The organism is Pseudomonas sp. NUPR-001, assembly GCF_052147955.1.
Lineage (GTDB): Bacteria > Pseudomonadota > Gammaproteobacteria > Pseudomonadales > Pseudomonadaceae > Aquipseudomonas.
Map to the genome: position 1 here is coordinate 3,640,581 of NZ_CP197353.1, position 25,056 is coordinate 3,665,636.

Annotated in this window: 31 protein-coding genes and 1 tRNA gene; 18 read left to right on the forward strand and 14 right to left on the reverse strand. The window is 57.4% G+C overall.

The window, feature by feature from the left end:
- Positions 1-5 precede the first annotated feature (5 nt).
- Positions 6-1,160, reverse strand: a complete 1,155-nt coding sequence (locus ACP6KB_RS16265) for a two-component system sensor histidine kinase NtrB (protein WP_442108083.1) — start codon at positions 1,158-1,160, stop codon at positions 6-8.
- A 227-nt stretch (positions 1,161-1,387) separates the two neighbouring features.
- Here ACP6KB_RS16265 and ACP6KB_RS16270 point away from each other — a divergent pair.
- Positions 1,388-1,472: transfer RNA gene (locus ACP6KB_RS16270), tRNA-Leu, on the forward strand.
- A gap of 119 nt (positions 1,473-1,591) precedes the next feature.
- On the forward strand, positions 1,592-2,005 hold the full coding sequence (locus ACP6KB_RS16275) for a DoxX family protein (protein WP_442108085.1): 414 nt from the start codon (positions 1,592-1,594) through the stop codon (positions 2,003-2,005).
- 15 nt (positions 2,006-2,020) lie between these two features.
- On the opposite strand, the gene ACP6KB_RS16280 is transcribed toward ACP6KB_RS16275, so the two are convergent.
- Positions 2,021-2,206: a hypothetical protein gene (locus ACP6KB_RS16280; protein WP_442108087.1), complete on the reverse strand. Its 186-nt coding sequence runs from the start codon at positions 2,204-2,206 to the stop codon at positions 2,021-2,023.
- A gap of 85 nt (positions 2,207-2,291) precedes the next feature.
- Between ACP6KB_RS16280 and ACP6KB_RS16285 the strand changes: the two genes are divergently transcribed.
- Positions 2,292-2,534, forward strand: a complete 243-nt coding sequence (locus ACP6KB_RS16285) for a hypothetical protein (RefSeq protein WP_442108089.1) — start codon at positions 2,292-2,294, stop codon at positions 2,532-2,534.
- A 27-nt stretch (positions 2,535-2,561) separates the two neighbouring features.
- Here the strand turns inward: ACP6KB_RS16285 and ACP6KB_RS16290 are convergent, their stop codons facing one another.
- Positions 2,562-2,759: a hypothetical protein gene (locus ACP6KB_RS16290; RefSeq protein WP_442108091.1), complete on the reverse strand. Its 198-nt coding sequence runs from the start codon at positions 2,757-2,759 to the stop codon at positions 2,562-2,564.
- A 221-nt stretch (positions 2,760-2,980) separates the two neighbouring features.
- On the opposite strand from ACP6KB_RS16290, the gene ACP6KB_RS16295 reads away from it, so the two are divergent.
- Together ACP6KB_RS16295 and ACP6KB_RS16300 are read left to right on the forward strand one after the other, a co-directional pair.
- Entirely contained in the window at positions 2,981-3,220 is a 240-nt protein-coding gene (locus ACP6KB_RS16295; protein ID WP_442108093.1) for a hypothetical protein, read from the forward strand.
- Between the two features lie 267 nt (positions 3,221-3,487).
- Positions 3,488-4,072, forward strand: a complete 585-nt coding sequence (locus ACP6KB_RS16300; RefSeq protein WP_442108095.1) for a hypothetical protein — start codon at positions 3,488-3,490, stop codon at positions 4,070-4,072.
- A 31-nt stretch (positions 4,073-4,103) separates the two neighbouring features.
- On the opposite strand, the gene ACP6KB_RS16305 is transcribed toward ACP6KB_RS16300, so the two are convergent.
- The 3 genes from ACP6KB_RS16305 to ACP6KB_RS16315 form a co-directional block, all read right to left on the reverse strand.
- On the reverse strand, positions 4,104-4,610 hold the full coding sequence (locus tag ACP6KB_RS16305; RefSeq protein ID WP_442108097.1) for a hypothetical protein: 507 nt from the start codon (positions 4,608-4,610) through the stop codon (positions 4,104-4,106).
- A gap of 230 nt (positions 4,611-4,840) precedes the next feature.
- Positions 4,841-5,035 carry a hypothetical protein gene (locus tag ACP6KB_RS16310; RefSeq protein WP_442108099.1) on the reverse strand — a complete coding sequence of 65 codons (195 nt, stop codon included), beginning with the start codon at positions 5,033-5,035 and terminating at the stop codon, positions 4,841-4,843.
- Between the two features lie 122 nt (positions 5,036-5,157).
- Positions 5,158-5,367, reverse strand: a complete 210-nt coding sequence (locus ACP6KB_RS16315; RefSeq protein ID WP_442108101.1) for a hypothetical protein — start codon at positions 5,365-5,367, stop codon at positions 5,158-5,160.
- A gap of 144 nt (positions 5,368-5,511) precedes the next feature.
- Here ACP6KB_RS16315 and ACP6KB_RS16320 point away from each other — a divergent pair, with 144 nt between their 5' ends.
- The 7 genes from ACP6KB_RS16320 to ACP6KB_RS16350 are packed head-to-tail and all read left to right on the forward strand — an operon-like array spanning position 5,512 to position 11,794.
- Positions 5,512-6,189 (forward strand): thermostable hemolysin, encoded by a 678-nt coding sequence (locus tag ACP6KB_RS16320; protein ID WP_442108103.1) that lies wholly within the window; start codon positions 5,512-5,514, stop codon positions 6,187-6,189.
- Positions 6,179-7,645 (forward strand): AMP-binding protein, encoded by a 1,467-nt coding sequence (locus tag ACP6KB_RS16325; protein WP_442108105.1) that lies wholly within the window; start codon positions 6,179-6,181, stop codon positions 7,643-7,645. The genes ACP6KB_RS16320 and ACP6KB_RS16325 overlap by 11 nt, the downstream gene beginning before the upstream one ends.
- A gap of 8 nt (positions 7,646-7,653) precedes the next feature.
- Complete coding sequence (locus ACP6KB_RS16330) at positions 7,654-8,334, forward strand: TenA family transcriptional regulator (RefSeq protein WP_442108107.1); 681 nt, start codon at positions 7,654-7,656, stop codon at positions 8,332-8,334.
- Positions 8,321-9,127, forward strand: a complete 807-nt coding sequence (locus ACP6KB_RS16335; RefSeq protein ID WP_442108109.1) for an SDR family oxidoreductase — start codon at positions 8,321-8,323, stop codon at positions 9,125-9,127. Before ACP6KB_RS16330 ends, ACP6KB_RS16335 begins: the two co-directional genes overlap by 14 nt.
- Entirely contained in the window at positions 9,124-9,765 is a 642-nt protein-coding gene (locus ACP6KB_RS16340; protein ID WP_442108111.1) for a tetratricopeptide repeat protein, read from the forward strand. Before ACP6KB_RS16335 ends, ACP6KB_RS16340 begins: the two co-directional genes overlap by 4 nt.
- A gap of 2 nt (positions 9,766-9,767) precedes the next feature.
- Positions 9,768-10,430: a response regulator gene (locus tag ACP6KB_RS16345; protein WP_442108113.1), complete on the forward strand. Its 663-nt coding sequence runs from the start codon at positions 9,768-9,770 to the stop codon at positions 10,428-10,430.
- Positions 10,427-11,794, forward strand: coding sequence for a sensor histidine kinase (locus tag ACP6KB_RS16350; protein WP_442108115.1), 1,368 nt, complete (start codon positions 10,427-10,429; stop codon positions 11,792-11,794). Before ACP6KB_RS16345 ends, ACP6KB_RS16350 begins: the two co-directional genes overlap by 4 nt.
- A gap of 38 nt (positions 11,795-11,832) precedes the next feature.
- On the opposite strand, the gene ACP6KB_RS16355 is transcribed toward ACP6KB_RS16350, so the two are convergent.
- From ACP6KB_RS16355 to ACP6KB_RS16375, 5 genes are all read right to left on the reverse strand, one after another.
- Positions 11,833-12,762, reverse strand: coding sequence for a malate dehydrogenase (locus tag ACP6KB_RS16355; RefSeq protein WP_442108117.1), 930 nt, complete (start codon positions 12,760-12,762; stop codon positions 11,833-11,835).
- Positions 12,763-12,894: 132 nt separating this feature from the next.
- Positions 12,895-13,344 (reverse strand): GNAT family N-acetyltransferase, encoded by a 450-nt coding sequence (locus tag ACP6KB_RS16360; protein WP_442108119.1) that lies wholly within the window; start codon positions 13,342-13,344, stop codon positions 12,895-12,897.
- A 416-nt stretch (positions 13,345-13,760) separates the two neighbouring features.
- Positions 13,761-14,168 (reverse strand): DUF2000 family protein, encoded by a 408-nt coding sequence (locus ACP6KB_RS16365; protein ID WP_442108121.1) that lies wholly within the window; start codon positions 14,166-14,168, stop codon positions 13,761-13,763.
- A 49-nt stretch (positions 14,169-14,217) separates the two neighbouring features.
- A complete protein-coding gene (locus ACP6KB_RS16370) occupies positions 14,218-15,072 on the reverse strand; it encodes an AraC family transcriptional regulator (RefSeq protein ID WP_442108123.1) in 855 nt (284 codons plus the stop codon).
- A gap of 77 nt (positions 15,073-15,149) precedes the next feature.
- Complete coding sequence (locus ACP6KB_RS16375; protein WP_442108125.1) at positions 15,150-15,533, reverse strand: tautomerase family protein; 384 nt, start codon at positions 15,531-15,533, stop codon at positions 15,150-15,152.
- A gap of 168 nt (positions 15,534-15,701) precedes the next feature.
- Between ACP6KB_RS16375 and ACP6KB_RS16380 the strand changes: the two genes are divergently transcribed.
- The 3 genes from ACP6KB_RS16380 to ACP6KB_RS16390 all read left to right on the forward strand — a co-directional run bounded on the left by ACP6KB_RS16380 (position 15,702) and on the right by ACP6KB_RS16390 (position 17,159).
- Positions 15,702-16,148: a MaoC family dehydratase gene (locus ACP6KB_RS16380; RefSeq protein ID WP_442108127.1), complete on the forward strand. Its 447-nt coding sequence runs from the start codon at positions 15,702-15,704 to the stop codon at positions 16,146-16,148.
- 4 nt (positions 16,149-16,152) lie between these two features.
- Positions 16,153-16,758: a TetR/AcrR family transcriptional regulator gene (locus ACP6KB_RS16385; RefSeq protein WP_442108129.1), complete on the forward strand. Its 606-nt coding sequence runs from the start codon at positions 16,153-16,155 to the stop codon at positions 16,756-16,758.
- Positions 16,759-16,820: 62 nt separating this feature from the next.
- Entirely contained in the window at positions 16,821-17,159 is a 339-nt protein-coding gene (locus ACP6KB_RS16390; protein WP_442108131.1) for a YceK/YidQ family lipoprotein, read from the forward strand.
- A gap of 160 nt (positions 17,160-17,319) precedes the next feature.
- Here ACP6KB_RS16390 and ACP6KB_RS16395 read toward each other — a convergent pair whose 3' ends face one another.
- From ACP6KB_RS16395 to ACP6KB_RS16405, 3 genes are all read right to left on the reverse strand, one after another.
- Positions 17,320-17,562 carry a hypothetical protein gene (locus ACP6KB_RS16395; RefSeq protein WP_442108133.1) on the reverse strand — a complete coding sequence of 81 codons (243 nt, stop codon included), beginning with the start codon at positions 17,560-17,562 and terminating at the stop codon, positions 17,320-17,322.
- A 331-nt stretch (positions 17,563-17,893) separates the two neighbouring features.
- Entirely contained in the window at positions 17,894-21,517 is a 3,624-nt protein-coding gene (locus ACP6KB_RS16400) for a transporter substrate-binding domain-containing protein (protein ID WP_442114325.1), read from the reverse strand.
- Between the two features lie 131 nt (positions 21,518-21,648).
- The gene (locus ACP6KB_RS16405; protein WP_442108135.1) at positions 21,649-22,857 is read right to left on the reverse strand and encodes an EAL domain-containing response regulator; all 1,209 of its coding nucleotides are present in this window, start codon (positions 22,855-22,857) and stop codon (positions 21,649-21,651) included.
- Between the two features lie 209 nt (positions 22,858-23,066).
- Between ACP6KB_RS16405 and ACP6KB_RS16410 the strand changes: the two genes are divergently transcribed.
- From ACP6KB_RS16410 to ACP6KB_RS16420, 3 genes are all read left to right on the forward strand, one after another.
- Positions 23,067-23,693, forward strand: a complete 627-nt coding sequence (locus ACP6KB_RS16410; RefSeq protein WP_442108137.1) for a response regulator — start codon at positions 23,067-23,069, stop codon at positions 23,691-23,693.
- A gap of 176 nt (positions 23,694-23,869) precedes the next feature.
- Positions 23,870-24,424 carry a fimbrial protein gene (locus tag ACP6KB_RS16415; protein WP_442108139.1) on the forward strand — a complete coding sequence of 185 codons (555 nt, stop codon included), beginning with the start codon at positions 23,870-23,872 and terminating at the stop codon, positions 24,422-24,424.
- A gap of 74 nt (positions 24,425-24,498) precedes the next feature.
- Positions 24,499-25,026 carry a fimbrial protein gene (locus ACP6KB_RS16420; protein WP_442108141.1) on the forward strand — a complete coding sequence of 176 codons (528 nt, stop codon included), beginning with the start codon at positions 24,499-24,501 and terminating at the stop codon, positions 25,024-25,026.
- The last annotated feature ends 30 nt before the right edge of the window (positions 25,027-25,056 follow it).

The following is a 25,056-nucleotide window of genomic DNA, read 5'->3' on the forward strand; positions in this document are numbered from 1 at the left end:
CCTGTTCAGTTTGCCGTGGTAATGCCCGGTTGGAATGCTGGCAGATACAAACTCACCGAGGTGCCTTCGCCGGGAACGCTGTCGACACTCACGGCACCATTGCTCTGCTTGGTAAAACCATAGACCTGACTCAACCCCAGTCCAGTTCCTTTACCGAATGCCTTGGTGGTGAAAAAGGGCTCGAAGATCCGTGGCAACACGTTGGGTGCGATGCCTCGGCCATCATCGCTGACCTCCAGGCGCACGAAGGCGCCATGCAAGTCTTCAACCTCACCGTCAAGCCGGCAATTACTGCCCGCCATGCGGATCACCCCCTCGCTATCCATCGCATCACGGGCGTTGAGAATCAGGTTGAGCAAGACCATTTGCAACTGACCACGATCAACTGCGACGTCTTGTAGCCCTTCCTCCAGCTGCACCTGCAGCTCGACGCCTTTAGGCAGGGCATGGGCCAGCAGCAAGCGAATCGATTCGATCAACTCCGACACCTGCACCCGCCCCTGCTTCAACGCCCTGTGCCGGGCAAAGCTGAGCAATTGCTGGGTCATTTGCGTGCCCCGCTCGCCGGCATCGAGGATGTGCTCAAGTAAACGTTGGCTACGCTGCTGATCAGTGCTTTTGAGCGCCAGCTTTGCCGAGGCGATGATGATGGTCAGCAGGTTGTTGAAGTCATGGGCCATCCCCCCGGTCAGTTGCCCCAGCGCTTCGAGTTTTTGCGACTGGAACAACTGCGCGCGCATGGCATCAAGTTGTTGGGCAGCCTCACGGCGATCGGTAATGTCCCGGGTAACTTTCGCCAGGCCGACGATCTCACCGTCTTCAGCGCGGATCACATCCAGCGCCGCCAAGGCCCAGAAGCGCGTGCCGTCTTTGCGTATACGCCATCCCTCATCCTGAGCGACACCGGTGCTCAAAGCTCGCTCGAGCAACATGGCCGGTTTGCCTTCGAGGCGATCTTGCTCGGTGAAGAACAGGGAAAAGTGCTTACCGATCACTTCCTCGGCACGCCAGCCCTTGATCCGTTGAGCCCCGGCATTCCAGGACACTACATGCCCCTGAGGATCGAGCATGTAGATGGCGTAATCCACCACCGCCTGCACCAGTTGCTCGTAACGGCTGGCCTGCATGGTTGGCACATCCGAGCGATCAGAAGGATCCATGGTTGCTCCATGTAAATCGCACACTTGATCAAGCATAGACAGCCAACCTCGTGGGCAATTCCAGTGGACTGCCAATGATTGCCGGCCAAGGCCGCTTCAGCCCCTCCCTGCGGTTGACTCAAATATAGCCATGAGTTATAAAGCACGCTTGATTGCGGAGGAAATGTACATTCTCCAGGGCTTCTATCCCATAGCACGCCCCGGTCGCCAGACCCTTTCAACACTGTGCGAGTGTGGTGGAATTGGTATACACAGCAGACTTAAAATCTGCCGGCGTGAGCCTTGCGGGTTCGAGTCCCGCCACTCGCACCATCTTCTGAAAAAGGCGCCTTCGAGGCGCCTTTTTTGTCACACGTGAATCCCCCTTCCACGGCGCAAAGGCAACAACCAGGTGCTAAGGTGAAATGGCCCCACAACAAAGGAAGGCGGCCATGCGCTATACCCTGTTCGATAATCAGCGTGACGTAATCATTTTGCTTGCGCGCATCCTGCTCATGATTTTGTTCATCATGTCTGGCTGGAGCAAACTGACCGGATTCGACGGTACCGTCGACTACATGACCTCATTAGGCGCCCCCATGCCCACGGTGGCCGCCGGTATTGCCGTGGTGATGGAGTTTTTCGTGGCCATCCTGCTGATCCTCGGGTTCTACACCCGGCCGCTGGCATTCCTGTTCGCCCTGTTCGTCATCGGCACGGCCGTGATTGGCCATCCGTTCTGGAGCATGGTGGACCCGGCGCGAGCTGCCAACAGCGTACAGTTCTTCAAGAACCTGAGCATTTGTGGAGGCTTGCTACTATTGTCGGTAACAGGTGCAGGCAAATTCTCGGTTGATGGGCGCTAGCCCAACGACGGGCACCTACAGGTCATCGAGCGGATCGACGCCTTCGTCCCAGTCGACTTCATCCAGGGCGTCGGCCTGCTCATCATCCTGTGGGTCGAACAACGGGTCGACTTCTTCCTGCAGGGAAGCATCGACTTCATAGAACTCATGATCGAGCAAGTGATCATGTTCAGGCTCGTGAATGTCCAGGTCGTCGTTCATTATCAGTTCCTGCAGCAGCGCTTTTGGCAAAAAGGGACGCTTGTATAAGCCACTGACTTCCAGTCGTCAACGCCAGGGAGCGCCTATGAAATACCTGTTGATCTTCATCGCCAGCCACGCTGCCACCTACTTTGCCCTTGGCGCGATCATCGACTCGCGCCTGCAGATCCTGGCAGAAGACTTGCGCCACTACCCCCATGCGCCCACCCAGGCACAGTACTTTGAAGACGTGCGCTTGCATGCACAGCATTCAAGAATCGAGTACAGCATCGTGCTGGGTACAGTACTGGCATTCATGCTCTCACTGCTGGTTTGGGGGCTGAGCTGAATCAACAGCGCAGACACGCCTGACAACCTAGCCTTGGTGCCGCAACAAAGCGGCATTGGCCTGGCGAACCATCTCCATCCATTCACTGGCACTGACCGACCCCGACCGCTCCAGACGCTCGGCAGCCAGCAACGCCTGGTCATAGGCAGCCTCTTGCAACACGCCATTACCCAAGAAGCTGCTACGCCATTGCACAATAGCAACAGCGCCTTTCTTTTCATCCATTTCCATCCCCAACGAGCACTGATTTCAAGCAGCTGACTGAATTGCCACGCAAGCGGCGGCGAGGTTACACGACCGCAACATCACTGAGAATACTTTTCATTAGCATTTCATCCGAACAAAATCGGTTCAGTGCCAACCTCTTGTCGCCTGCCCTTCAGCTTTGTTGCAGCCCCTCAAATGGATAGCTAATAGTTAGATGTCTGCCTGGGGAGGCACAAAAAATGCAAACAAGATTCGTTATCGTCCCAGCGGTGCCTATCGAGCAGGAATCTTTCCGTGCTGGCACCCGCTTCTACGCTACAACCGTTTCCGGCGGCTTCGACATCTACGATAACCAGGAAAAAGTGCGACTCAAACCAAGCTACCCCGGCAAGGAAGAAGCCATGATGCACTGCACACGGATGAACGCTGAACACAGTGAAAACCTGGCAATCGGTAACGCGTATGTAATCGTGTCATAGCCAAATAACAGCCAGCGCCTGGCGACCCGTTATGTGGGAATCGGGCGCTGGATCAGACGCCTATTCCGCCAGGTAGCAAGAAAAATTACTCTACCGCAGCGAAAATCGCGGAATGATCTGTGGCCGCTATGTATAATATCGGCCGAATTTTGCAACTGACACTCAATCGTATTAACACCTTACGATGAGTGTCGTGCGCCTCCATTTACTGCGCCCCTCGCCGGGCGAACCTCTTGCATCGGGCACGACCCTATCAAGGACGACTCCATGACCCTGTTCAAACTCGTGATGACCGGTATTTTGATCCCATCCAGCGTTTTGGCTGCCGACACGCTCCAGCCCATCGCCACCTGGGCGCAGGAGCCGACGTCGTTCATGGGGGTTGACCTGCAAGGGGATTTCCTCAAACAAGTTGCCGAATGCCCGGCCAACGCGACCACATCGACTACGCTGTGCCGCTCTGCGACGCAAACCCCGGGCCGATACGTAATTCTGGGTACCAACTCCCGCCGCGTACTACTGGGCTACAAACTAGTGGCCCAAGTCGCCAATGGCAAAATTGAAACACTGGAATTCACCGGGCCGTCGAACAGCAGCAGCCTGGTTGCCGAGATGCTGCGTGCCGACTACGGGCCGCCTTCGCAAAGCAAAAGCAACCTGATCAAAACCAAATCAGGCGCCAGCTTTGATAACGAAGTGTTGCACTGGAAAGGCAAAAGCCTGTCGATCAAATCGCAGCGCAACGATGCGGACCTGGGCACTTACAACGTAATGCTCACCACCACACCGATGTCAATCAGTAATGCACAAGGTGCAGATCAAGCTGCCGAACCAGACGTGTCGCAACTGTAAAGCGCACACAACGCTGATCCGGGTTTAGCCTTCAAAGTCCGGGAAAAGAAGCCTGCAGGATCGCCTCGCGCGCCTGCAGGGCGCGCTCCGCAATCACATCCCTTGATGCCGGAAATGCAATTGCCTCCATCAACGACGACCACTTCAGGTAAGCATGGCTGACGGTACGGTACCCGGCAGGCGGGTTCTTGCTTGAGGTGTAGTAGTTGTCAAAGTAATAGCTATCAACGATGGGTACCGAGCGCTTGCTGCAGCCAATCGCCGAACTCTCGCTACGTTCATCCAGGCATCTTTCCAGCGACTTCGACATCAGTTGCACAACATTCTGCTCTGCCGAACGCGTGGGGCTGATCTGCCCGCTGAGCCATTCCTCATGGCTGGGATACCTGGCCCTGTCCTTGGCCCATAGGGCTTCGGCGAACTCCCGCTGCTGCCTGGCCTCCTCTTCTGTCATCGGCTTCCATTTCGGCTGGCAGGCCGACAACGCCATCGCCAAGAGTACAAGTGCAGCAGAACGTGTGAACATATCGATTTCCATGAAGGGTATCTGCGGGCATGGCTGCTTGGTGTTCAGCCAAATGCCCTCCCTGTAAATTGACGCGCTGGGCCTCGCCCAAAGCGGGTCATCCATTATTCCAACTAGACGCCATCAGGCGAAAAGCCTGCAGGCAAAGGTACGCTCGGTACTATTTGCACGTAATAAAAAACCGGCATTTTGGCCGGTTTTCTGCACACCTACCCGCTACAGCGAATAGTAATTGACGACAATCACACGCGCTCTGCAATCTCTTTGATGGCAGAGCGGGCCACCGATTTGTGATCAACGCTTGCGCCACCTCCTTGTACAGTGTCAGCGAAAATCAGCCCTTCTGCGCGCTGTGCAATTTCGTTCTTATCGTGCCTGGCGGCCACCAGAAGCGCTGCAATTGCAATTTCCAACGCAATTTCACGATCAGTCGCCATGTCATCTCCTTACCCCGGCCCCTGTGCCGGCCCCCCATCAATACCCCATCCCACCCCAAATTGCCACCATGCCCCGTCCATGGACGAAAGCGGCATCACTTTTAATGCGTTTCACACGCGGGTCACTTTCGGCGAGGGCAGCGACGAACAAAAGTACTGAGGAAAAGGCCGATAGCGGCAATAAAAAGAAACGGCGATCGGTAAGACGGAATTGCCCAAGCAAAGAGCAAATGACTCAACGCCATCGCCACCGCAAAGAGACGTAGCTGCAGATTGGAAAACCGATTAGTGAATCGCTTGATTGCCTGGTCAAGCACAGTGAGAAAGCTCATGCCGAACGTCCTTATAGGTCAGGCGCGGATTCTACCCCACGGTGCAACCTGTTCAAGGCGCTGAAGCGGCCATCAGCAACTTCAGACTACATTCAGATTCACCATTGATACTCCCCCCATCGAACGATCTCTGGGGGGATTACCATGACCCAGCAAGAATGGAACGCCCTGTTTCCATTGCATTTCGGATCTGTCGCCACACGGCAGGCCTGCCTGATGTTATGCGCCGAGGGCGACGCTGGCCGTGAAGCGCTGGAAGCGTTTATTCACGCGCGTTTCGAATCCACTCATCACGCCAATGTTCATCGCTACTTGCCGCAACTGATCGGACTGCAGGACAGCCACGGTCAACTGATCGCGGTTGCCGGAATCCGGCCAGCCAGCCTGGGCCCACTGTTTCTCGAGCAGTACCTGGACGACCCGCTGGAAAGCGTGGTGTCGCGCCATGCCGGTTGCAGTGCGACGCGGGAGCAGTTGGTCGAAGTGGGCAATCTCGCAGCGCTCAGTGCAGGCAGTGCGAGGGTGATGATCACAGCCATTACTTGGCTGCTAGCGGCACGCGACCTGCACTGGGTGGCATTCACTGCAGCTTCGACACTGGTCAACAGCTTCCATCGCTTGGGGCTGCAGCCGACGCTTATTGCAGAAGCCGACCCGCACCGCCTGAATGGCGAGTTGGCCAGCTGGGGAAGCTACTACGCGCAACATCCGCAGGTGTATGTCGGCAACATCGATTATGGCCATGACGAACTGCAGCGCACCGGCATCTATCAACGCCTGGGTTTCCCGTTGCGAGTACAGGGGGCCGACCATGCCGCATGAGCTGAGCAGTTTTCGTAAGGTGTTGCAGGCCCACGCTGTAGAGCGCGCAGCGCAGACGGCAATACGCGGGGTAACGGGCAACGTGACCTATGCGCAATTGCTGATCGAAGTGCAACGCCGCGAAGCCTGGTTGAACCAGCAGCCCGACGGCGTGTTCGCAATGGCGCTGGAAAATGGTCCACAGGCATTGTTCTGGGATCTGGCGGCGCTGCTGGCTAAGCGTCCCTGTGTGCTCCTCCCGCCTTTCTTCAGCACGGCCCAGCGCGCCCACTGCTTGATGCAGACCCAGGCGACGCTGGTCCTGGCCGATGAAGCACTTTCCGAAGAGTTGCGCGATGCGGGTTTCACGGCGGGCGAGCACTTCTGGGGGCGCCCCTTGGTCGGCGACGCAGGATTGCTTCCCGGCACTGCGAAGATCACCTACACCTCCGGTAGCACCGGGACACCCAAAGGCGTGTGCCTGAGCGCCGCATCGCTGCTGCGGGTGGCGCGGGAGCTGGAGGTCGCAAGCCGCCCGGCTGCACCATCCAAGTACCTGGCCGTGCTGCCGCTTGCCGTTTTGCTGGAGAACCTCGGCATTTACGCGGCGCTGGTAGCAGGAGCCTGTGTCACGCTCTACCCACAAGCACAAATGGGTATCGGCGGCGCGAGTCAGGTCGACTGGAGGCGGTTTCTTGGCGCTATCACGTTGAGCGGTGCCGAAAGCCTGATTCTGGTACCGCAGTTGCTGCTCGGGCTGGTCACCGCCATCGAGCGCGGCATGATGCCAATCGGGCCGCTGCGCTTGGTCGCCGTTGGCGGAGCACGGGTGGCCAGCAGCCTGTTGCAGCGGGCGCAGGCTGTGGGGCTGCCGGTTTACGAAGGTTATGGGCTATCCGAGTGCGCCTCGGTCGTGTGCCTGAACCGCCCCGGCAATCAGCATCCAGGTAGCGTTGGCCGCCCATTGCCTCACACACAGGTACGTATCGCCGAAGACGGTGAAGTCTGGGTCCGCGGTTCGACGCTGCTCGGTTACTTGGGCGAGCCGGCTTTCCGGGGCGAGTGGTGGCCCACCGGCGACCTCGGACATGTCGATCAGGCTGGGTTTCTGTTCCTTGCCGGGCGCAAGAAGAACCAATTCATCACAAGCTTCGGACGTAACGTCAACCCGGAATGGATCGAGGCAGAACTGTCCCAGACCGGGGTCATTCTCCAGGCCTTCGTTCACGGCGAGGGGCTGGCGCACAACCTCGCGCTGCTCTGGCCCATGGACCCGGGCGCCAGCGAAGCGGCCATCGAACAGGCGGTACAACAATGCAATGCCAGGTTGCCGCTGTACGCCCAGGTTCACGCCTGGAAGTGTCTACCCGAGCCCCTGAGCAACGCTGACGGAACCCTCACCAGCAACGGCCGGCCGCGCCGTGAGGAGATCCTGCGCCGCCACCAGGCCCTTATCACCGAACTCTCGCGCCCATGAGGTTTGCCATGATTTTCTTCGACACCCTGCAAGCGGCCACCGCCCAGGAACGCCAAACACTGTTCAGCCTGCCCGTCATTGACGAGGCGTTGGCAGGCGTCGTCAGCCAGGAGGGCTATGTCGCGTTCCTCACACAGGCGTACCACCACGTCCGTCACACCGTGCCGCTGATGATGGCGTGCGGTGCCCGGTTACCCCATCGGCTTGAATGGCTGCGCGGCGCGGTCTGCGAATACATCGAGGAGGAATACGGCCATGAACAGTGGATTCTCAACGACATCGCGGCCTGTGGCGGCGATCCGGATCAAGTGCGCAATAGCCGTCCCGCACTGTCGATAGAACTGATGGTCGCCTTTCTCTACGACCTGATCGCCAGGGACAATCCAGTCGGTCTTTTCGGCATGGTCAATGTGCTGGAAGGCACCAGCATCGCGCTGGCCACCCAGGCCGCCGGCAGCATCCAGCAAGGGCTCGGCCTGCCAGACACCGCCTTCAGCTACCTGAGTTCCCACGGATCCCTGGATCAGGATCACATGGCAACCTATCGCGGGCTGATGAACCGCCTGGATCGTCAGGACGATCAGGATGCGGTCGTCCACGCGGCGAAGGTCGTCTATCACCTGTATACCGAGATGTTCCGTGGCCTGCCTCGGGCCCATCAGGCGGAGGTGCATCATGCGCTTGCGTGACTCGGTGGTGGTGCTGACAGGTGCCAGCGGTGGTATCGGTCTTGAGCTGACTAACCAGCTCTGTGCCCAAGGTGCCCGGGTGCTCGCAGTCAGCCGGCATCCTGGCGCTCTGGCAGATCTCATCAGTCGATACCCCAAGCAACTGCGCTGGTGCTCGGCCGACCTGCGCACCAGCATCGGTCGACAGGACGTCGTCACAGCGGCCTGGGCCATGGGCGGTGTAAACGTGCTGATCAACGCTGCCGGTGTGAACCGCTTCGCGTTGCTCGAACAGATCAACGAAGACATGTTGGACGACCTGATCGAACTCAACCTCAAGGCGCCGTTGAAACTCACGCGCCTGCTCCTGCCGATACTGCGCGAGCAGCCCCATGCACTGGTGGTCAATGTCGGCTCGATCTACGGCTCGATCGGCTATCCCGGTTATGCCACCTACAGCGCCAGCAAATTTGCCTTGCGTGGGTTCTCCGAAGCCCTGCGTCGCGAACTGGCCGACACCACGGTCAACGTGCTCTATGCCGCACCGCGCGCCACACGCACCTCAATGAACACGACGACGGTGACCGCCTTGAATCAGGCGCTCAAGGTGGGAATGGACGATCCCGTCGATGTCGCACGGGCGGTGCTCGATGCGGTGCAAAACCAACGCAGCGAGCTGTACCTGGGCTGGCCGGAAAAGCTCTTCGTACGCCTGAACGGCATGCTACCGAGCCTGGTTGACCGCGCGCTGCGCAAGCAGCTTCCGCTGATTCGTCGCTACAGCGATGCCAATACCAAGGAGCACAGCAAATGAAACGCCTGATTCTTGCGAGTTTGCTCGCTTTCACCCCGCTGAGCTGGGCGCTCGACCCAGCTGGCAGCCAGCACCTCAGCAACATTCAGCAACGCTGGGCGCAAATCCAGTACCAGGTACCCCAAGCACAACGCGCCAGCGCCCTGGAGAAACTGGCCGCCGATGCTGACGCCTTCACCCGCGAGCAGCCCCAGGCCGCCGAAGCCTGGATCTGGCATGGCATTGTCACCAGTAGCTGGGCAGGCGCAACCGGAGGCCTGGGCGCGCTGGGCAAGGTCAAAGCCGCCCGTGCGAGCCTGGAAAAAGCGCTTGCGCTTGACCCCAACGCCTTGCAGGGATCGGCCTACACCAGCCTGGGGGCCTTGTACGATCAAGTGCCCGGCTGGCCCATCGGCTTCGGCGATGCGGACAAGGCCGAAGACATGCTGCGCAAGGCGCTGCAACTCAATCCCGAGGGGATCGACAGTAATTTTTTCTGGGGCGACCACCTGTATCGCCAAGGCCGCTTATCCGAGGCGCGTGCGGCCCTGCAAAAAGCCCTGCTGGCACCTCCTCGGCCGGGGCGTGAGCTGGCTGACCAGGGCCGACGCGGCGAAATTGATGCTTTACTCAAAACGATCAAGGAAAAACAGGGCTGAGTATGCGGCTGCTATTGGTCGAAGACGATCCCGCACTGGGGGAAGGCATCTGCGATGGCCTGCGCCAGCAGGGCTACACCATCGATTGGCTACAGGACGGTGTCAGCGCGCTGCACGCCTTGCAGCACGAAGCGTTCGATCTGGTGGTACTGGACCTGGGGCTTCCGCGCCTGGACGGCATCGATGTGTTGCGTCGGCTACGCACCGGGGGCAATGCGATACCGGTACTGATCCTGACCGCCCGGGACGCCACTGAAGAGCGCATTGCCGGGCTGGATGCCGGCGCCGATGACTACCTGATCAAGCCCTTCGATCTGAATGAGCTGAAGGCCCGCCTGCGCGCGCTGCTGCGCCGTAGCGCAGGGCGCGCCAAGGTAGTGATCGAGCATGCAGGAGTAGCGCTCGACCCGTCTACCCAGCAGGTCAGCTACCTGGGAAACCCGGTGGTACTCACACCGAAAGAATACGTGCTCCTTCACGAGTTGTTATCCCAGCCGGGCAAGGTGTTCACCCGCGAACGCCTCACCCAACTCCTTTATGGCTGGGATGAAGAGCCGGAAAGCAACACGCTGGAAGTAAACGTCTATCACCTGCGCAAGAAATTGTTCAACGAACTGATCCGCACCGTGCGCGGCATTGGTTACCTGGTGGAAGGCAAGGCATGAGGTCGCTGCGCCAACGCACACTTTGGCGGGTCATGCTGCTGCTATCAGTCGGCACAGGGCTGCTCGCCCTGTACAACTACCATGACAGCAGCCACGAGATCGATGAGATCTACGACGCGCAACTGGCACAGAATGCCCGCCTGCTCCAAGGCGTGATGAGCATGCCGCTGGACGACGCGGGGCGCCATGCGCTGTACCTCGCCTTCGACCAGGCGTTGAGCCGTGCAGGCAAACACCGCATCGGCCATCCTTACGAGAGCAAGCTGGCGTTCCAGGTCTGGAACACGAATGGCGAGGTGTTGGTACACACCGCCAGTGCCCCGAGCTTTAGCCGACCGCTGAGCGACCCGGGATTCGCCAACGTCACCATTGCGGGCCGACAATGGCGCAGTTTCGTCCTGCCCGTGCCTGAACATCAGATGGTGATTTGGGTAGGCGAACGCCACGACGTACGTGAAGACCTGATCGAGCGCATCGTGCGCCATACGCTTCTGCCCTTCCTACTCGGTAGCCTGGCCCTGGCATTGCTGGTGTGGATCGCCATCGGCTGGGGACTGCAACCGTTGCAGAACATGGCACGGGTCATCCGCGCACGGCACGCAGAGTCGTTGGAACCGTTGCAGCTAGTGCCACTACCTCGAGAGCTGGAACCCATGCAGGCGGCCCTTAACCGACTGCTCGGACAGATCGACGAACTGCTGCGACGAGAGCACCGTTTCATTGCTGACGCCGCTCATGAGATGCGCACACCGCTGGCCATCCTGCGCCTGCATGCGCAAAACGCACTGGAAGCGAGCAGCGATGCCGATCGCAACAAAGCGCTGGCGTTCCTGCTGGGTGGTGTTGATCGCCTGAGTCGGGTGGTAAACCAACTGCTGACCATCGCGCGAATCGAGCCACAGCTGAGCCAACGCAGCTGGGTGACCGTCGACTTGGCGAAAGTCACGACGGACACACTGGCGGAGCTGACGCCCTGGATTCTGGAACAGGGGCAAGAGCCGTCACTGGAGATCGCCGAGGATGACTTCCACGTGCACAGCGACGCTGGCGCTTTGGCTATTGCCCTGCAGAACCTGGTGGCCAATGCGGTGAACCATTCCCCGCGTGGCGGCCGGGTCAACGTCACGCTGCAGCGCGAGGGAGACACCCTGTTGCTCAGCGTCAATGATCAGGGGCCAGGGATTGACGAGGCAGATCTGCAACGTGTTTTCGAACGCTTTTACAGCAAGGGCTCCGAGCATGGTGCGGGGCTGGGGCTGTCTATCGTCGCCATGATCATGGAGCGCCTTGGCGGCAGTGTAATGTTGAGTAATCTGCCTGGCGGGGGGCTGCGTGCGACGTTGAGAGTCCCACGCTCACCCTGAACACCAACCACGCCGTCGAGCCCCTTTTCCAGCGCCGCCTACAAGGCCTTCATTTCAGCAATATCACGCACCACCTGATCGGCTGAGTGGTCGAACATTGCCTGTTCCTGCGCATCCAGAGGCACCTCGATGACCCGCGCAAGCCCCTGCTCTGCCAACACACAGGGCACACCCATGGCTATATCGGTGCGCCCATACTCGCCCTCGAGTATCGCCACCGTCGGCAAAATGCTGTTTCGGCCATTGGCAATGGCATCTACCATCTGGGCAATTGCCACGCCCGGCGCATCGCAGGCGCTGCCCACCTTCTTCAAACCCAGAATCTCGCCGCCGCCCTGACGGGTGCGCTGCACAATCCGCTCTATCTGCTCACTGGACAGGAAGTGAGACAACGGTATCGAACCGACCGTACAGTAGCGCATCAGCGGCACCATGCTATCGCCATGCCCGCCCAGCACCAGCGCGTTGATATCCCGCGCGGAAAAACCGGTTTCCTCGGCGATGAAACACTTCATGCGCGCGGTATCCAGCACCCCCGCCTGCCCGAACACCTTGCCGCGGCCCAGCTTGCTGAGCGACCAGGCCCGATAGGTGAGGACGTCGACCGGATTCGACACCACCAACACCGTCGCCGCCGGAGCATGTTGATTTATATCCTGCATGATGCCATCGAGAATCGGCAGGTTGATGCTCAACACATCCTGCCGCGACTGCCCTGGCTTACGCGGCACTCCCGCGGTAATCACCACCAGGTCAGAATCATCTAGCAATTGGGCATCGGCGCCGCCGTAAACCCGGGTATCCGAGCCTGACTCAACAGCCGCCTGCCAGATGTCCAGCGCTTTGCCCTGTGCCAAGCCACCCTGCACATCAATCAACATCAACTGACGACAGAACTCTTCCCGGGCAATGATCTGAGCTGCCGCTTCGCCCACAATCCCGGCACCCACGATTGATAGTTTGTTCACCTCACACCTCTGCGCGGTTCGCGCCGCCAGCAACAGGCCGGCCGGTACACAGAAGTATTACTCGCGAATACCAAAAGGCCACCCGAAGGTGGCCAGTGGTAGTTTTATGTGTTTTTTGCCATGCCCCTGCAGTCAGCGCCCCGGACGGCATTTTTCAAAGCGCACATCGCGGGCATCGACCGTTCCGGCCACTGTCCAGCCCAAACGCCGATAAAAACCATTCGCCCGCATGCGCTCATCGCCATCGGTGATCAGGTGAATCACCTCATGCCGCTGAAACAGCGCGTGCTCGGCCTGCTGTAGTAACAGTTGCCCAATCCCCTTACCTTCATGCTGAGGGCGCACGAACAGAGCGAACAGCTCCCCTTGGTCAAGATCGACTATGGCAAAACCGGCAGCCTCCTGCTGCCATTCGGCTATCCAGGCGCAGGGCTGCTTGCCGATTGCTTCGCTGAGCGCCTGCGAAGTGATGCCCAGCTCGTGCATCTGCTCACGCGAAAGATGGTTCTGTTTTACGCTGGTGCGAATGTCAAACAGCAACTCGACATCGCTGGCCGAGGCCAGCCGCAGGGTTGTGGTCATGATCGAACGTCCTTGTAGGTACCCGTCAGCTCAATAGCATACCCCTGTGCGTCGATACACAATGTTTGCCCTATGGGCGTAAGAAACACCTGAGCGATACCTGCACATTGATTTCAGCTCCCCGGTCTCAGAAAAATTCACCAACCATCAGCATCCCCGCCAAACCAATCATGATCCCACCGGACACTCTGCCTACAAGCCGGGCGACGCTTGGACGAGTGCTCAAGGCTCTGTTCGCCCCAAAGCCGACCATTGATGAAAAGGCTCAGAAAGCCAGCAGTGTAGATGGGCTCATGCTGGCACCAGAGCACTGAACAAAAGCGGTGAAGTGTGCATGTTCAACTCAAGATAGAAGTCAACGTTGATGGGATTCCCAATCAGGAATCACTGATGCGTTTGCGTTAAATGGCCAAGGTTTACTTGTGCAGCGAGAGGCCTTTGATGGCCTTGTCGACTGCTTTTTTCGGGCCACGCAAGGCAATACCGACGAAGTCCATATTGGCCGGATCTTCCTCAAGGAAGACCATTCGATTTGCCTCGTCATGACCGGTAGAGAACATGGCGAACACATAAGGGAGCATGGTCAGCTCGCGCTCCAGCCCCACGCGATGAGCTTTCTGGATCTCCTGCAGATTCGCCTCGAAGATCAGCATTGGCTGGCCAGACATGTTTCCGTAGCAATGGCCGTTGGCATCCACATAAGGCTCACCCATGACCTGCGGTGCAGCCGAAGGGATGCCGGTGGCCAGGAAAGCGACGACGTTCATTCGCTGCCACATGGCAAGGTCATTGCGCACGAGAATCGCTACTTTGGTGTCGAACATTGAGTACTCCTTCAAAACTGAACAGTGATGATGGAGTCGTAGGCAGGCTTCAGTCTGTTAGATTTGTGCACAGCCGCTGATAGGTTGCCGGGGTAAGGCGGTACGCGCGCCGGAACCACACGCCCATATGACTTTGATCAGAAAAGCCAACCTCTGCGGCCACTTCTGCGGCGGGCTTGCCAGCGGCCAGCAAGGCACGGGCGGTACGTAATCTCAGCCTGATCAGATAGGCATGCGGGGTCTGGCCGTAGGTTCGCTTGAATTGCCGGGTCAGTCTGAATCGGTCGATACCCGTGTAGTTGGCAAGTTCATCAAGACTGACGTCGGTAGCCATCAGGACATGCAGAAATTCTTTGGCTCTTTCCATGACCGGCACCGCCTCGGCCTTGTCGGACGACTGCACGGGGCGCAGGTGCTTGGAAAGTACGGCCATAAGTGTGTCCAGGCGCTCGTCTCGAGCCAGGCGGCCTTCGTTCTGATGAATGGCCTGGAAGGCACACTGGATCGCACTCCTGAGGTGTACATCGTCGGTCAGGGTGTTGCGAAAGGCAGCGCCGAGTGACGATGCATCGCCCACGCCGAGGCGGTCTGTCATCGCCGATACCCACCGCTGAGATAGGTAGAGCATGCCGTAGGTGAACCCCTCCGGCTCGGGGGCAAAGCCATCATGCACAGCGCCAGGCTCGATCAATATCGATCTGCCTGGTGTACTGGTGTGCGTCGAGCGGTTACAACTGAAACGTTGTACGCCTTGATGCGTAACGCCGACCAACATCTCGTCGTGATCATGGGGATCGTAAGCGTGGCCTTGAAAGTGCGCGTGCACAGTCTCGATGCCGGTCTCCTGATCACGGCGAATGTTGATCCAGTCACTTGAGAACTGGCCATCGGACGGGAGCGTCATGTGGGCACCTATGCTCTGGTCGTCGAGGCTGAGCCAGCGGTTGAAAGGGTCATTGTATCCCTTGGTACTTGGGTGGGTTACTCGGCATATTGAGCAACGCCATTGCCGAACGACCAGTTCTCTCGCCTGACCTCCACCAGGCTGATGAAGACATCCTCCCTGCGTACGCCTGCCTGTTCGTTGAATGCCTTGGCCACGGTTTGGTAGAGCAGTTTCTTCTGCTCGACCGTACGGCCTTCGTTGAGCGTGATCTGGATGAATACCTGAGCGTCCGAACGCGGGATACCCAGGTATTCGGGATCATTCACCAACCGGTCGTGGTCGTGCTCGGTGAGTACCTGGAAGTTGTCATGCTCAGGCACGTTGATCGTGTCGCGCATGGCCTGGTACACGATCCGGCCCAGCGTCTTGATGTGTTCTGGATCGGGGTGTTTTCTGATGTCGATGCGAACCAACGGCATGAATAGCGCTCCTGCTCAGGGCCGCGTACCAAGGCATTGCCCGGCAGGCGCGGTCGATGCGGATGGGAAAGCTGACTTGCCAAAATAAGATAGTGATCATAATCTAATTTGGCAAGTGAGCGCGCCCGTGAGACCAGGGCCTATTTCCTTACACCGTGGAGTCGAACAATGGCAGAGCCCATCTACCTGGAAGACCTGGCGGTTGGCGACATTTTCCTAAGCGACCATTACACGCTGGATGCTGAGCAAATCATTCGCTATGCACAGGAATTCGATCCGCAGCCCTTCCATCTCGACCAGGATGCCGCGAAGGACACGTTCTTCCAGGGGCTCGCGGCAAGCGGCTGGCACACCGCAGGCATTACCATGCGCTTGCTGGTGGCAAGCCTGCCGCTGGCACGTGGCGTCATTGGCGCCGGCGCAGAAATAGCATGGCCTCAGGCGACACGCCCCGGCGACGTACTCCACGTCACCAGCACCATTCTCAGCATCACGCCGTCTCGATCCAAGCCTGACCGAGGCATCGTGGTGGCCGAATGTATTACTTCCAATCAGAATGACGAGGTCGTGCAGCGCATGGTGACCAAGATCTTGTGCTTCAAAAAAACAGGGTGACACCGTGGGACGTTCATCGCAGTCCAAGGCTAAAGAGAACCGTGCCCAGATTGTCCAGACAGCCTCGCGCCTGTTTCGTGAGTCTGGGGTCGAGGGCGTCTCCGTAGCTCAAATCATGGCCGCCAATGGCATGACGGTAGGTGGCTTCTACAAGCACTTCGACTCCAAGGACGCCTTGATTGCCGAGGCGTTCTCGATGGCATTCGAGCAATCGCTTGAGGCCTGGAATGACGTGTACAAGCGCGCCGATGAAGCGGCTCAAGACCGGACCGTTTCTCTGGTTCGCAAGTACCTTCGCAACAGCGCTGCGAAAAATCGTTGTCCCCTTCTGGCCTTTGCGCCAGGCGTAGCCACTGGGGAGGTGGATGAGGTAGGCGTTCAAGCCTACGAGGCGGGGGCGAAGCACCTGCTCGACACGTTCATGAAAGAGCGAGTAGGTGAAGTGAGCGATTTTGCTCAGCCGACGCAAGCCGATAATGAAGCTCTGGTGATTTTTGCTGCCATGCTTGGAGCGCGCTTACTGGCCCAATCAGTCGGACAAAATGCGTGGGTGCAGGCGATTGAGGCTGCTGTAAACCTGGCAGCCAACAAAGACGGCAAACCCGGTTAACTTCTCGCCAACCTTTAATCGTGTTTGATGTACCCTTCGCTATCTGGCAAGGAGCCCATTCAATGAACGTTAAAACAGCCATTCTGTTAGTAACGCTAACCCCCCTCTCAGGTTGCGGCACCATCAACACAGTGTTGCGCGATGACATGGTAGCCAGCAACAAACTGGCCCGATGGCATTCTCATTGCGACTCACTGCCACGCATCTATAGCGGCGCGGCACTAGGCTACTGCGCGCTGAACGCCGAGCCACGAGGCCAAGTTGGCTTTGATGGGCACCCCTCAGCCGCTTTGGTAGCGCTCGATGTAGCATTGTCTGCTGTCGCTGACACGGCAGTGCTGCCCTACACGGTTTATTTGCAAAACAAGCTTGGTGACATCCCCAAGGCCCAGATTAACTAGGGTCTGTCTGAAAAGCATTGAGACGAAGGTCAGGCAAGGCGAAAACAGCCGAGGAAGCGGAGTTTACGGGTTGTAAATGAGCATTCCGAGGCTGTTTTCAACGCAGCATCACCGAGTCTCAAGGCTTTTCAGACAGAGCCTAACAGGCTTGGCTCGACAGTCACTGGGTTTGCGTCTGAGGAACGGAGTTCCTGTAATCCTCTTTGCAGGTCTGTCTTGCCAGCTCCATAAACTGCCGAAGCGCCTCGTGTTTTTCTTCTTGATTGGCACCCACTGCAAAAGACTTGGCTTTTTCGGTGAATCGCACCTTGTATTCTTCCCTGAGTTGGCTTGGATTCAGGCTCACATTCTCAGCGGCCGGCTCATTGAACTGTCTCGCGGCCATGATATCCAGCGCATCCATCGCCACCAGCTCACAGTGGCGAATTTCCTCTGGCTTGTACGTGGGGACCCCATTAACCATTGTCCAAGCCGAGACAACTGGGCTCCCGAATAAACACATCAAGGCAACAGAGGCAGATACAGTCCTTACGTTCATAGCAATTCGCCACTAAAAAATGGCGAGCCTATCACCTGCCTGCCTGGGCATCCAGCCGGGTGATCGACCACAGCCAGGCGAAAGGATTAGTGCTGATGGTGATCACGAGATATGCCGGTCACCAATCGAGGCAAAGCAGCTGGCAGCGTAAACCTCAACGAGCGTCCAGCCTCAACAGGCCACTACCGTTAGCCACTCAAAGAGCCACTAAGGCGCGTTCTAATTCGACGATGGAAAACTCCACTTCATCTACCGCCTGACTGAGGTCTTCAGGCAAAGCGTGTGGATCAGCGCAGACAACCTCCAAACGTCGGCAGGATTCGACCAACTGCTCGCCAGTCACCACGCGCGCCGCGCCTTTGATTCTGTGGGCCAACTCCATCAACCCATCCGTCTCACCCTCATTAAGTAAGGCCCTCAGCGATTGACAATCCCTGCGATTATTAGCGATCAGTTCGTCAAGTATTTCGCGAATCTTTACGGGGTCACTGTTGATGAGTAACTCCAAAGGCTTCAGATCAAGCAATCGTGGCAAGGCGGGCGCCATCAGAGGCAACAAAATCGCAGGCCCCTCACTTTCAACTTCCCAATCTTGGTGTAGCGCCACCAACCTCGCATCCAGTTCGTCGAGACCGATGGGCTTGATCAGACAGTCATTCATGCCCGCGTTGATACATTGCTCTATCTCTTCCGGCTGTGCATCGGCGGTAAGACCAATAATCACCGTCTGTTTAAGTCCTTGCTCTTGCTCGACTCGGCGAATCGTTCGAGTAAGCTCGGCACCATTCATGACCGGCATATGGCAATCAGTGATAACAACATCGAAGGGTTGCTCACGCCAACGCTCGAAGGCACGCAGCCCGTCTTCCGCCTCATAGACATCGTGACCTAAGAACTTCAGCTGTTGGTGTAAGACTTGGCGGTTGACCTGGTGATCATCCACCACCAGAACCTGTAGACAATAGCGTTGATGAACCAAGGGCAGAACTGGCAACTGTGTGACGCAGATGCGCTCCAATACTTGTAAATGCAGCTCCACATCGACCAGCGTTCCTTGGCCCAACGCGCTGTTCATCGTCACACGCCCCCCCATCATTTCGCACAGCGAGCGACAGATCACCAGGCCCAGTCCTGTACCTTCGGTCTGTTGCACATTGCGCTGCGCCTGAGCGAAAGGTTTGAACAAGCGCTGCTGATCGGCGGGACTTATGCCAACACCGGTATCTTCAATACTGAGGTGAACATTGAGCAAACTGGCATTGACCAGCAGTCCGCTGATACTGATCTTGATCGAGCCCTCTTCAGTGAACTTGATAGCATTGCTGACCAGATTGGACAGGATCTGCTTGAAGCGCAACGCATCGACCAGTACATCGCAGTTAATACTCGAATCGATGTCGAGGATCAGATTCAAGCGTTTTTGCCTGGCCAGCCCCTCAAATACCCTGGCCACCGACTCCACCAGTTCACGCAAATTGGCACGCTTGGGCGACAGGCTCAGGCGACCGGATTCGATGCGGGCGATGTCGAGAATATCGCCGATCAGCTCTAGCAGGCTTTTTGCCGAGGTGTGGGCGATTTCAATGCTGGCGCGGTCGATCGGTTGACTATCCGCACGCTTGAGCGCCAGTTCAAGGATCCCGATCACAGCGTTCATAGGGGTGCGGATTTCATGACTCATGGTCGCCAGGAAACTGGTCTTGGCACGGCTGGCATCATCGGCCAGTTTCTTCGCTTCCTGTAGCTGCTCGATCAACAGCCGGTGCTCGGTGATGTCCAGCCAGCCGCAGATAACGCCTTTAATCGCGCCCTGCGAATCCTGGAACGGTTGCACCCAGTGGTTGATCCAGACTTCCCTGCCCTGCAGCGTAACGGCATGTACTGACTCGACGGTCTGGCCATCTCGAAGCGCCTGCAGGATGTTGTTTTGAAAGTCCGCAAGGCCCTCGAAACTCTCCGTGGGTAGCTGGTGCACTGTCTTGTTCAGTACCTGGTCGGCGCTCAGGCCGACGCTTTTGAGGTAGCTACGGTTGCACGACAGCATGCGCCCCTTGGTATCACGGACATAAAGCGGCGGCGGCATGCAGTCGGTCAGCGTCTGGACATACTGCAGTTGGTCGTTGAGCAGCCGTTCGGCCTTGAGTCGGGCCTTGATCTGGCGGCGCAAATAGACCACCCAGGCCAGCGAAAACAACACCAGAAGCGTGGCACCTGCAACTACCCAATTGATTACCCGCTCATAATCGACCCAGGTCTGACCACTCATGCCCGGGGGCGAGCGCCAGCGGTTGGAAATCGCATTGAGCTCATCAGGTGCAATGCTCTGCAATACCTTGTCGATGATCGATTGCAGTTCCACATCACTGCGGCGCATGGCGAAATTGACTGTCGCCGGCCCGACATCCAGTATCTGGTTGATCACCAGTCTGTTGCGAAACAGCCGCTCGATGTAATAGCGCGCAGCAGGCAACGACACCATTGCCGCATCAGCCTTGCCTTCATAGAGCAGGTTCATGGAGTCCAGCGAGCCGCCAGCTTCGACGACTATGGCTTCGGGGTAACGCTTGCGCAGATGCTCAATGGCCACATGGCCTGTGGGAATCGCCACACGTTTGTCGACCAGGTTTCCCAGCCTGCCTTGCTCATCAATGCTGCTGAGCAATACAAAGGGGCTGTTGAGCAGTGGCCGGGAAAAACGCAGGTATTCTTCCCGCTCGGGGCTTGCAGTCATCAGCGCCAGATCTGCCTTACCTTTTTGCACCGCTTCAATGATCTGCGGGAAGCCACCACTGCGGGCAAGCACGTCAAAATGCAGGCCGGTACTGAGGGTTATCACTTCGAGGATATCGACGATCCCGCCAGAAAAAACCCCGTTCGAGTCAAAATACGCACCCGGTGCCAGATCATCGTTGATAACCAGGCGCACCACCGGATGTCGCTGGATCCAGCGCATCTGCTCCACGGTAAGGTTGATCGGCTCCTCACTGGGAATGAAGCTGTTCCCCACCCAGCGCTTGGCCACGTTGCGCAACGTGTCTTCGCCGATGGAGGTGATGGCAACATTCAGAATCCGTTGCAAACGCTCGTTATCGGCGTTCAGGGCATATCGGTAGTCACCTGCACCCACGTCGGAGAAACGCTCGAAGCGGACAAAGTTGTAAAACGAACGATTGATCAGGTAATAGGCGCTGTAAATGTCGTCCAGGTAAACATCTGCTTGGCCAAAGGCGGCAGCGGCAATCGCCTTTTCGTGGTTGGCGTATACCCGCAAATCAGCCCGCGGGTAGCGTTGTTTGAGTTCGGCCTGGTGTTCGTCGGTGATTGCAACGCGCAATCCGGCAAGATCGGCAGGAGAATGCCGCGGTTCGGCACTGCGCTTGAACACCGCCAGTCGGTCTTTGGCGTAGGGAATACTCAACAACACGCCCGGGTGCGACTCAGTGCTGCCGTGAGCACTGATCACATCGACGCTACCAGCCTGCAATGCCTTGCGCGCGTCCTGCTCAGTGGCAAAGGACACGACCTTCACCTGCAATCCCAACAACTGCGCGACCAGGGCCGTTGTATCGGCGCTGATGCCTTCGTACAGATTGTCTTGGACCTTGACCGAAAAAGGTGCGGACTCGGTTGCAGCTACGCCGAGTTTGAGCTCGGCCTTGTGCCGCAACCAATGCCAGTCTTCGGCCGAAATCGCCATATCGTGACGATCGACACGGAGCTGACTGGACAGCACCTGCGGCACCAGTGGTTGTGATGCCGACACCACTGGAGCGTGACCCAACAGCAGGCTGAAGGTCAGGCAAAAAATGCGTAGATACATGCGAGATCGAAGACCAAAAATTCCGGGAATACGGGAACCCTCTGTTTGCCAAAGGTTCGTCAAAGAATAGAGCGCGCTACTGATTAGTTGGTTAGCCTCGCGCCATGATAGATCAAAGCCGTTTCACTCATTTAATCACCTGCGCCTGTCACGTTGCCATTTGTGCGCTGCAGGCAGAAGTCGATGAAATGATTGGCAGGCATCGGTCGGGCAAACAGGAAACCCTGAGCAAGCGTGCCACCCAATTCAATCAAGCTCTTCTGTTGTTCGACAGTCTCCACGCCTTCTATGACTAGCGAGATATCCAGCGCTCGCGCCAGTGCCACCGCACAACTGATGATCGCGGCGCTCTTGGGTTGGCTTCGCATTTTGTGCACGAATGAGCGATCGAGCTTTATTTGACTGAACGGCAAGTCACAGAGCCGACTCAACGAAGAATAACCAGCACCAAAATCATCCATTGCCAGGCCACATCCAAGCATGCGCAACCGCACCAGGTTCTCCAGACTGGTTGCCGGTGCAGACATCAGATCGGACTCGATGATCTCGAATGTCACACTGGCCGGCGGCACACCGGCCCGCTTGAGCAGTGCGGGTATGCGATCAATCAGCGCAGTGCAGGCCAGTTGCGACGGGTGCAGGTTGAATGCCAGATTGACCGTCCGATCTCGCCTCAACGCTTGTTGATACAGCGCCAGGCCTTGCTCGAACAGTTGCCAAAACATTCTGTCGACCAGATTGTGCTGTTCCATTACCGGTAGAAAATGGGCCGGCGCCAGCACGCCCCATTGAGGATGCGCCCAACGCGCAAGTACTTCTGCCCCCACCAGAAGCTCCCCTTGAAGCGTGACCTTTGGCTGGTAGTAAGCCTCGAACTCGCCATTATCCAAGCCACGCTGTATGTCATTGAGGGTGGGGAGTTCTGCCGCTGACAGCGTCTTGGGCAACGCGTTGCAATCTTCCCGGTAACGTTTGACCAATTGGCTGAAACCGTCAAGGTTGAAGGGTTTGCCCAGATCACCGAGGAAGTTCAGCCCCAGGCAACGGATCATCGACACTGTCGCCTGTCGCAGCACCGGCTCCAATTCGCTGCACAGGACTACCGCGCGCACTTTGCCGCTGCTGCTGGCATAACGAAGAAAAGCCAGGCCATCCATGCCTGCCATCCTCAGGTCACAGAGGACAATATCCACTGCACTGCAGTTGGCCAGAATAGCAACCGCTTCGCTGCCATCTGCCGCCTGCAGAATCTGGCCTGGCAGGGCTTTCTCCAGTGCCGTTACGGTAACGAGACGCTGGAAGGGTTCATCTTCCAGCACGAGAACAGTCAGGTCTTGCATCGCAGGTCTACACACACCCAATTGAAGGGGATACAGTGTGCAAGGCGTACTTCCGACATCTCCATGGGAGATTTCCCATGCGCCTTAGGAAATTTCCTAAACTTAACCGGCAGCAAATACAGCACTTTCCTGCGCGGATATAGTGTCAACTCTCTACCGGCTGAGCTTTACCGTTCCGTAGCAAGCGCGTTCTCAAGGTAATTCACACTATGCATAGCGTTCTGATAGTTGACGATCATCCGGTCATTCGACTTGCCGTCCGGGTCCTGCTGGAAAAGCACGATATGCGTGTGGTGGGCGAAGCTGACAACGGCGTCGATGCGGTCAAGCTAGTACGCGAACTCACCCCGCAAGTGGTCGTGCTCGATATTGGTATTCCCAAGCTGGATGGACTTACCGTTATTTCTCGGATCAAAGCGCTGAATGTGCGTAGCGAGATTCTCATTCTGACTTCGCAACCCGCCGATTCGGTGTGTCGGCGCTGCATCCAGCTAGGTGCTCGTGGTTTCGTCAACAAAGAGGAAGACCTCGGCAGCCTGATTACCGCAATCAAGGCGGTAGACTCCGGCTACACCTTCTTTCCCTCGCTGACGTTTGACAGTGTCAATCCCACGGAGCAACGATCGGAGCTGGAACAGATTCAGTCATTGACCGACCGAGAAGTGACGGTGTTGCAACTTCTGGCCCAGGGCTACTCCAACAAACAGATTGGCGACATGCTCTTTCTCAGCAACAAAACTGTAAGCACCTACAAAACTCGCCTGCTACAAAAATTAGGCGCTACATCACTGGTTGATTTGGCCGAGTTTGCCAAACGCAATGCATTGACACCCTGATCGACACCTAAAAGGCCTGTAGGAAATTTCCTAGGCCAGCATCGGCAACGTCCTACTCACTTCTTCCCCCTCCACTCCTAGACTTACTCCAGCTCAAGGGTACGCAGATACCAGAGCAGCAAGCGCATTCCATTGAACGCCCTTCAAGGACTTCAATATCAATCTAGGAGTATTAAATGAAAGTTAGTACGTTGGCTGGTGCAATCATGGCAGTTTCCCTGGCAGCAACTTCGGCTGTCAGTTTTGCCAAAGATCAGGGACACGGTGTGATTACCTTCAAGGGCGCAATTATCGATGCGCCGTGCTCGATCGCTCACGAATCGGCATATCAAACCGTCATGATGGATGAAATATCCAACGTCGCCCTGAAAAACGGCGGCAAATCCCGCCCGAAAACCTTCAAGATCGAACTGCGCGGTTGTGAGCTTGGCGCCCTCAAATCCGCCACTGCAACCTTCACCGGCTCGCCGGCGTCCAACCCTGACCTGCTGGCAATCAAAGGTACTGCCCAAGGCGCCAGCCTGGCCATCGCCAACCACACCGGCGAGCTGATCAAGCTGGGCAGTGCTTCGCCTGCGCAGACCCTGTTCGATGGTGACCCCAACCTTGAGTTCAAAGCCTACCTGCAGGGTGACATGGTTACCCCAGGCGGTGGCGGCGAAGCGCAAGCGGCCGAAATCGTACCAGGCGACTTCGAGACGTTCGCCAACTTCACCCTCGCTTATCAGTAACGGAAACATTCGTCACTGAGGTGAACCGCAGTGCGCACTGGCTGCGTACTGCGGGGGCGCCTGCGGAGGTTTAAATGATTCGCTCAACCGCACTGCTACTACTGCCCCTGTGCACCTTGGGCGCGCCAGTCTATGCCAGCGATTTGCTCGAGGGGCGCGTCCAAATGACCGGGAGTATTGTCGACAGCGCCTGTGCAATCCGTGTCGGTAGTAACAGACAGACGATTGCGTTCAAACCCCTGGCAGTTAGTGGCTTACGAAACGGCGATGAATCACCCAAACAATCCTTGGCTATCTATATCAGCGATTGCATTACCTCTGGAAGTCATGACAAGCGTGATGCTTCCCAACATTTCAAACTGACCTTCGAAGGCCAACCTTATGGTAAGTACTTCGCTGTTCAGGGTGCGGCGAAAGGTATTGCACTGCAAATACATGATGACCAGGGAAAGTTGATATCGCCCGGAATGTTACTTGAACACAGCTTATCGTCCGCCGACAGCGCGATGCTCAACTACTCGCTGACGCTCGTCGGTAACGGGCGCACGCTGCAAGCAGGCGATTACCGCACCACTATCAAGCTAACTATTCAGCACTTCTGAGCTGCAAACATTTAGTACGCAGTTTCGCTC

What these genes read in the sequence shown, in the direction of transcription:
- ACP6KB_RS16405 (WP_442108135.1), bottom strand. Translation starts at nt 22,857, where the DNA reads ATGCAAGACCTGACTGTTCTCGTGCTGGAAGATGAACCCTTCCAGCGT.
- ACP6KB_RS16350 (WP_442108115.1), top strand. Translation starts at nt 10,427, where the DNA reads ATGAGGTCGCTGCGCCAACGCACACTTTGGCGGGTCATGCTGCTGCTA.
- ACP6KB_RS16275 (WP_442108085.1), top strand. Translation starts at nt 1,592, where the DNA reads ATGCGCTATACCCTGTTCGATAATCAGCGTGACGTAATCATTTTGCTT.
- ACP6KB_RS16295 (WP_442108093.1), top strand. Translation starts at nt 2,981, where the DNA reads ATGCAAACAAGATTCGTTATCGTCCCAGCGGTGCCTATCGAGCAGGAA.
- ACP6KB_RS16310 (WP_442108099.1), bottom strand. Translation starts at nt 5,035, where the DNA reads ATGGCGACTGATCGTGAAATTGCGTTGGAAATTGCAATTGCAGCGCTT.
- ACP6KB_RS16415 (WP_442108139.1), top strand. Translation starts at nt 23,870, where the DNA reads ATGAAAGTTAGTACGTTGGCTGGTGCAATCATGGCAGTTTCCCTGGCA.
- ACP6KB_RS16340 (WP_442108111.1), top strand. Translation starts at nt 9,124, where the DNA reads ATGAAACGCCTGATTCTTGCGAGTTTGCTCGCTTTCACCCCGCTGAGC.
- ACP6KB_RS16345 (WP_442108113.1), top strand. Translation starts at nt 9,768, where the DNA reads ATGCGGCTGCTATTGGTCGAAGACGATCCCGCACTGGGGGAAGGCATC.
- ACP6KB_RS16390 (WP_442108131.1), top strand. Translation starts at nt 16,821, where the DNA reads ATGAACGTTAAAACAGCCATTCTGTTAGTAACGCTAACCCCCCTCTCA.
- ACP6KB_RS16365 (WP_442108121.1), bottom strand. Translation starts at nt 14,168, where the DNA reads ATGTTCGACACCAAAGTAGCGATTCTCGTGCGCAATGACCTTGCCATG.
- ACP6KB_RS16290 (WP_442108091.1), bottom strand. Translation starts at nt 2,759, where the DNA reads ATGGATGAAAAGAAAGGCGCTGTTGCTATTGTGCAATGGCGTAGCAGC.
- ACP6KB_RS16315 (WP_442108101.1), bottom strand. Translation starts at nt 5,367, where the DNA reads ATGAGCTTTCTCACTGTGCTTGACCAGGCAATCAAGCGATTCACTAAT.
- ACP6KB_RS16285 (WP_442108089.1), top strand. Translation starts at nt 2,292, where the DNA reads ATGAAATACCTGTTGATCTTCATCGCCAGCCACGCTGCCACCTACTTT.
- ACP6KB_RS16265 (WP_442108083.1), bottom strand. Translation starts at nt 1,160, where the DNA reads ATGGATCCTTCTGATCGCTCGGATGTGCCAACCATGCAGGCCAGCCGT.
- ACP6KB_RS16370 (WP_442108123.1), bottom strand. Translation starts at nt 15,072, where the DNA reads ATGACGCTCCCGTCCGATGGCCAGTTCTCAAGTGACTGGATCAACATT.
- ACP6KB_RS16380 (WP_442108127.1), top strand. Translation starts at nt 15,702, where the DNA reads ATGGCAGAGCCCATCTACCTGGAAGACCTGGCGGTTGGCGACATTTTC.
- ACP6KB_RS16395 (WP_442108133.1), bottom strand. Translation starts at nt 17,562, where the DNA reads ATGGATGCGCTGGATATCATGGCCGCGAGACAGTTCAATGAGCCGGCC.
- ACP6KB_RS16325 (WP_442108105.1), top strand. Translation starts at nt 6,179, where the DNA reads ATGCCGCATGAGCTGAGCAGTTTTCGTAAGGTGTTGCAGGCCCACGCT.
- ACP6KB_RS16420 (WP_442108141.1), top strand. Translation starts at nt 24,499, where the DNA reads ATGATTCGCTCAACCGCACTGCTACTACTGCCCCTGTGCACCTTGGGC.
- ACP6KB_RS16360 (WP_442108119.1), bottom strand. Translation starts at nt 13,344, where the DNA reads ATGACCACAACCCTGCGGCTGGCCTCGGCCAGCGATGTCGAGTTGCTG.
- ACP6KB_RS16375 (WP_442108125.1), bottom strand. Translation starts at nt 15,533, where the DNA reads ATGCCGTTGGTTCGCATCGACATCAGAAAACACCCCGATCCAGAACAC.
- ACP6KB_RS16305 (WP_442108097.1), bottom strand. Translation starts at nt 4,610, where the DNA reads ATGGAAATCGATATGTTCACACGTTCTGCTGCACTTGTACTCTTGGCG.
- ACP6KB_RS16320 (WP_442108103.1), top strand. Translation starts at nt 5,512, where the DNA reads ATGACCCAGCAAGAATGGAACGCCCTGTTTCCATTGCATTTCGGATCT.
- ACP6KB_RS16330 (WP_442108107.1), top strand. Translation starts at nt 7,654, where the DNA reads ATGATTTTCTTCGACACCCTGCAAGCGGCCACCGCCCAGGAACGCCAA.
- ACP6KB_RS16410 (WP_442108137.1), top strand. Translation starts at nt 23,067, where the DNA reads ATGCATAGCGTTCTGATAGTTGACGATCATCCGGTCATTCGACTTGCC.
- ACP6KB_RS16300 (WP_442108095.1), top strand. Translation starts at nt 3,488, where the DNA reads ATGACCCTGTTCAAACTCGTGATGACCGGTATTTTGATCCCATCCAGC.
- ACP6KB_RS16400 (WP_442114325.1), bottom strand. Translation starts at nt 21,517, where the DNA reads ATGTATCTACGCATTTTTTGCCTGACCTTCAGCCTGCTGTTGGGTCAC.
- ACP6KB_RS16335 (WP_442108109.1), top strand. Translation starts at nt 8,321, where the DNA reads ATGCGCTTGCGTGACTCGGTGGTGGTGCTGACAGGTGCCAGCGGTGGT.
- ACP6KB_RS16280 (WP_442108087.1), bottom strand. Translation starts at nt 2,206, where the DNA reads ATGAACGACGACCTGGACATTCACGAGCCTGAACATGATCACTTGCTC.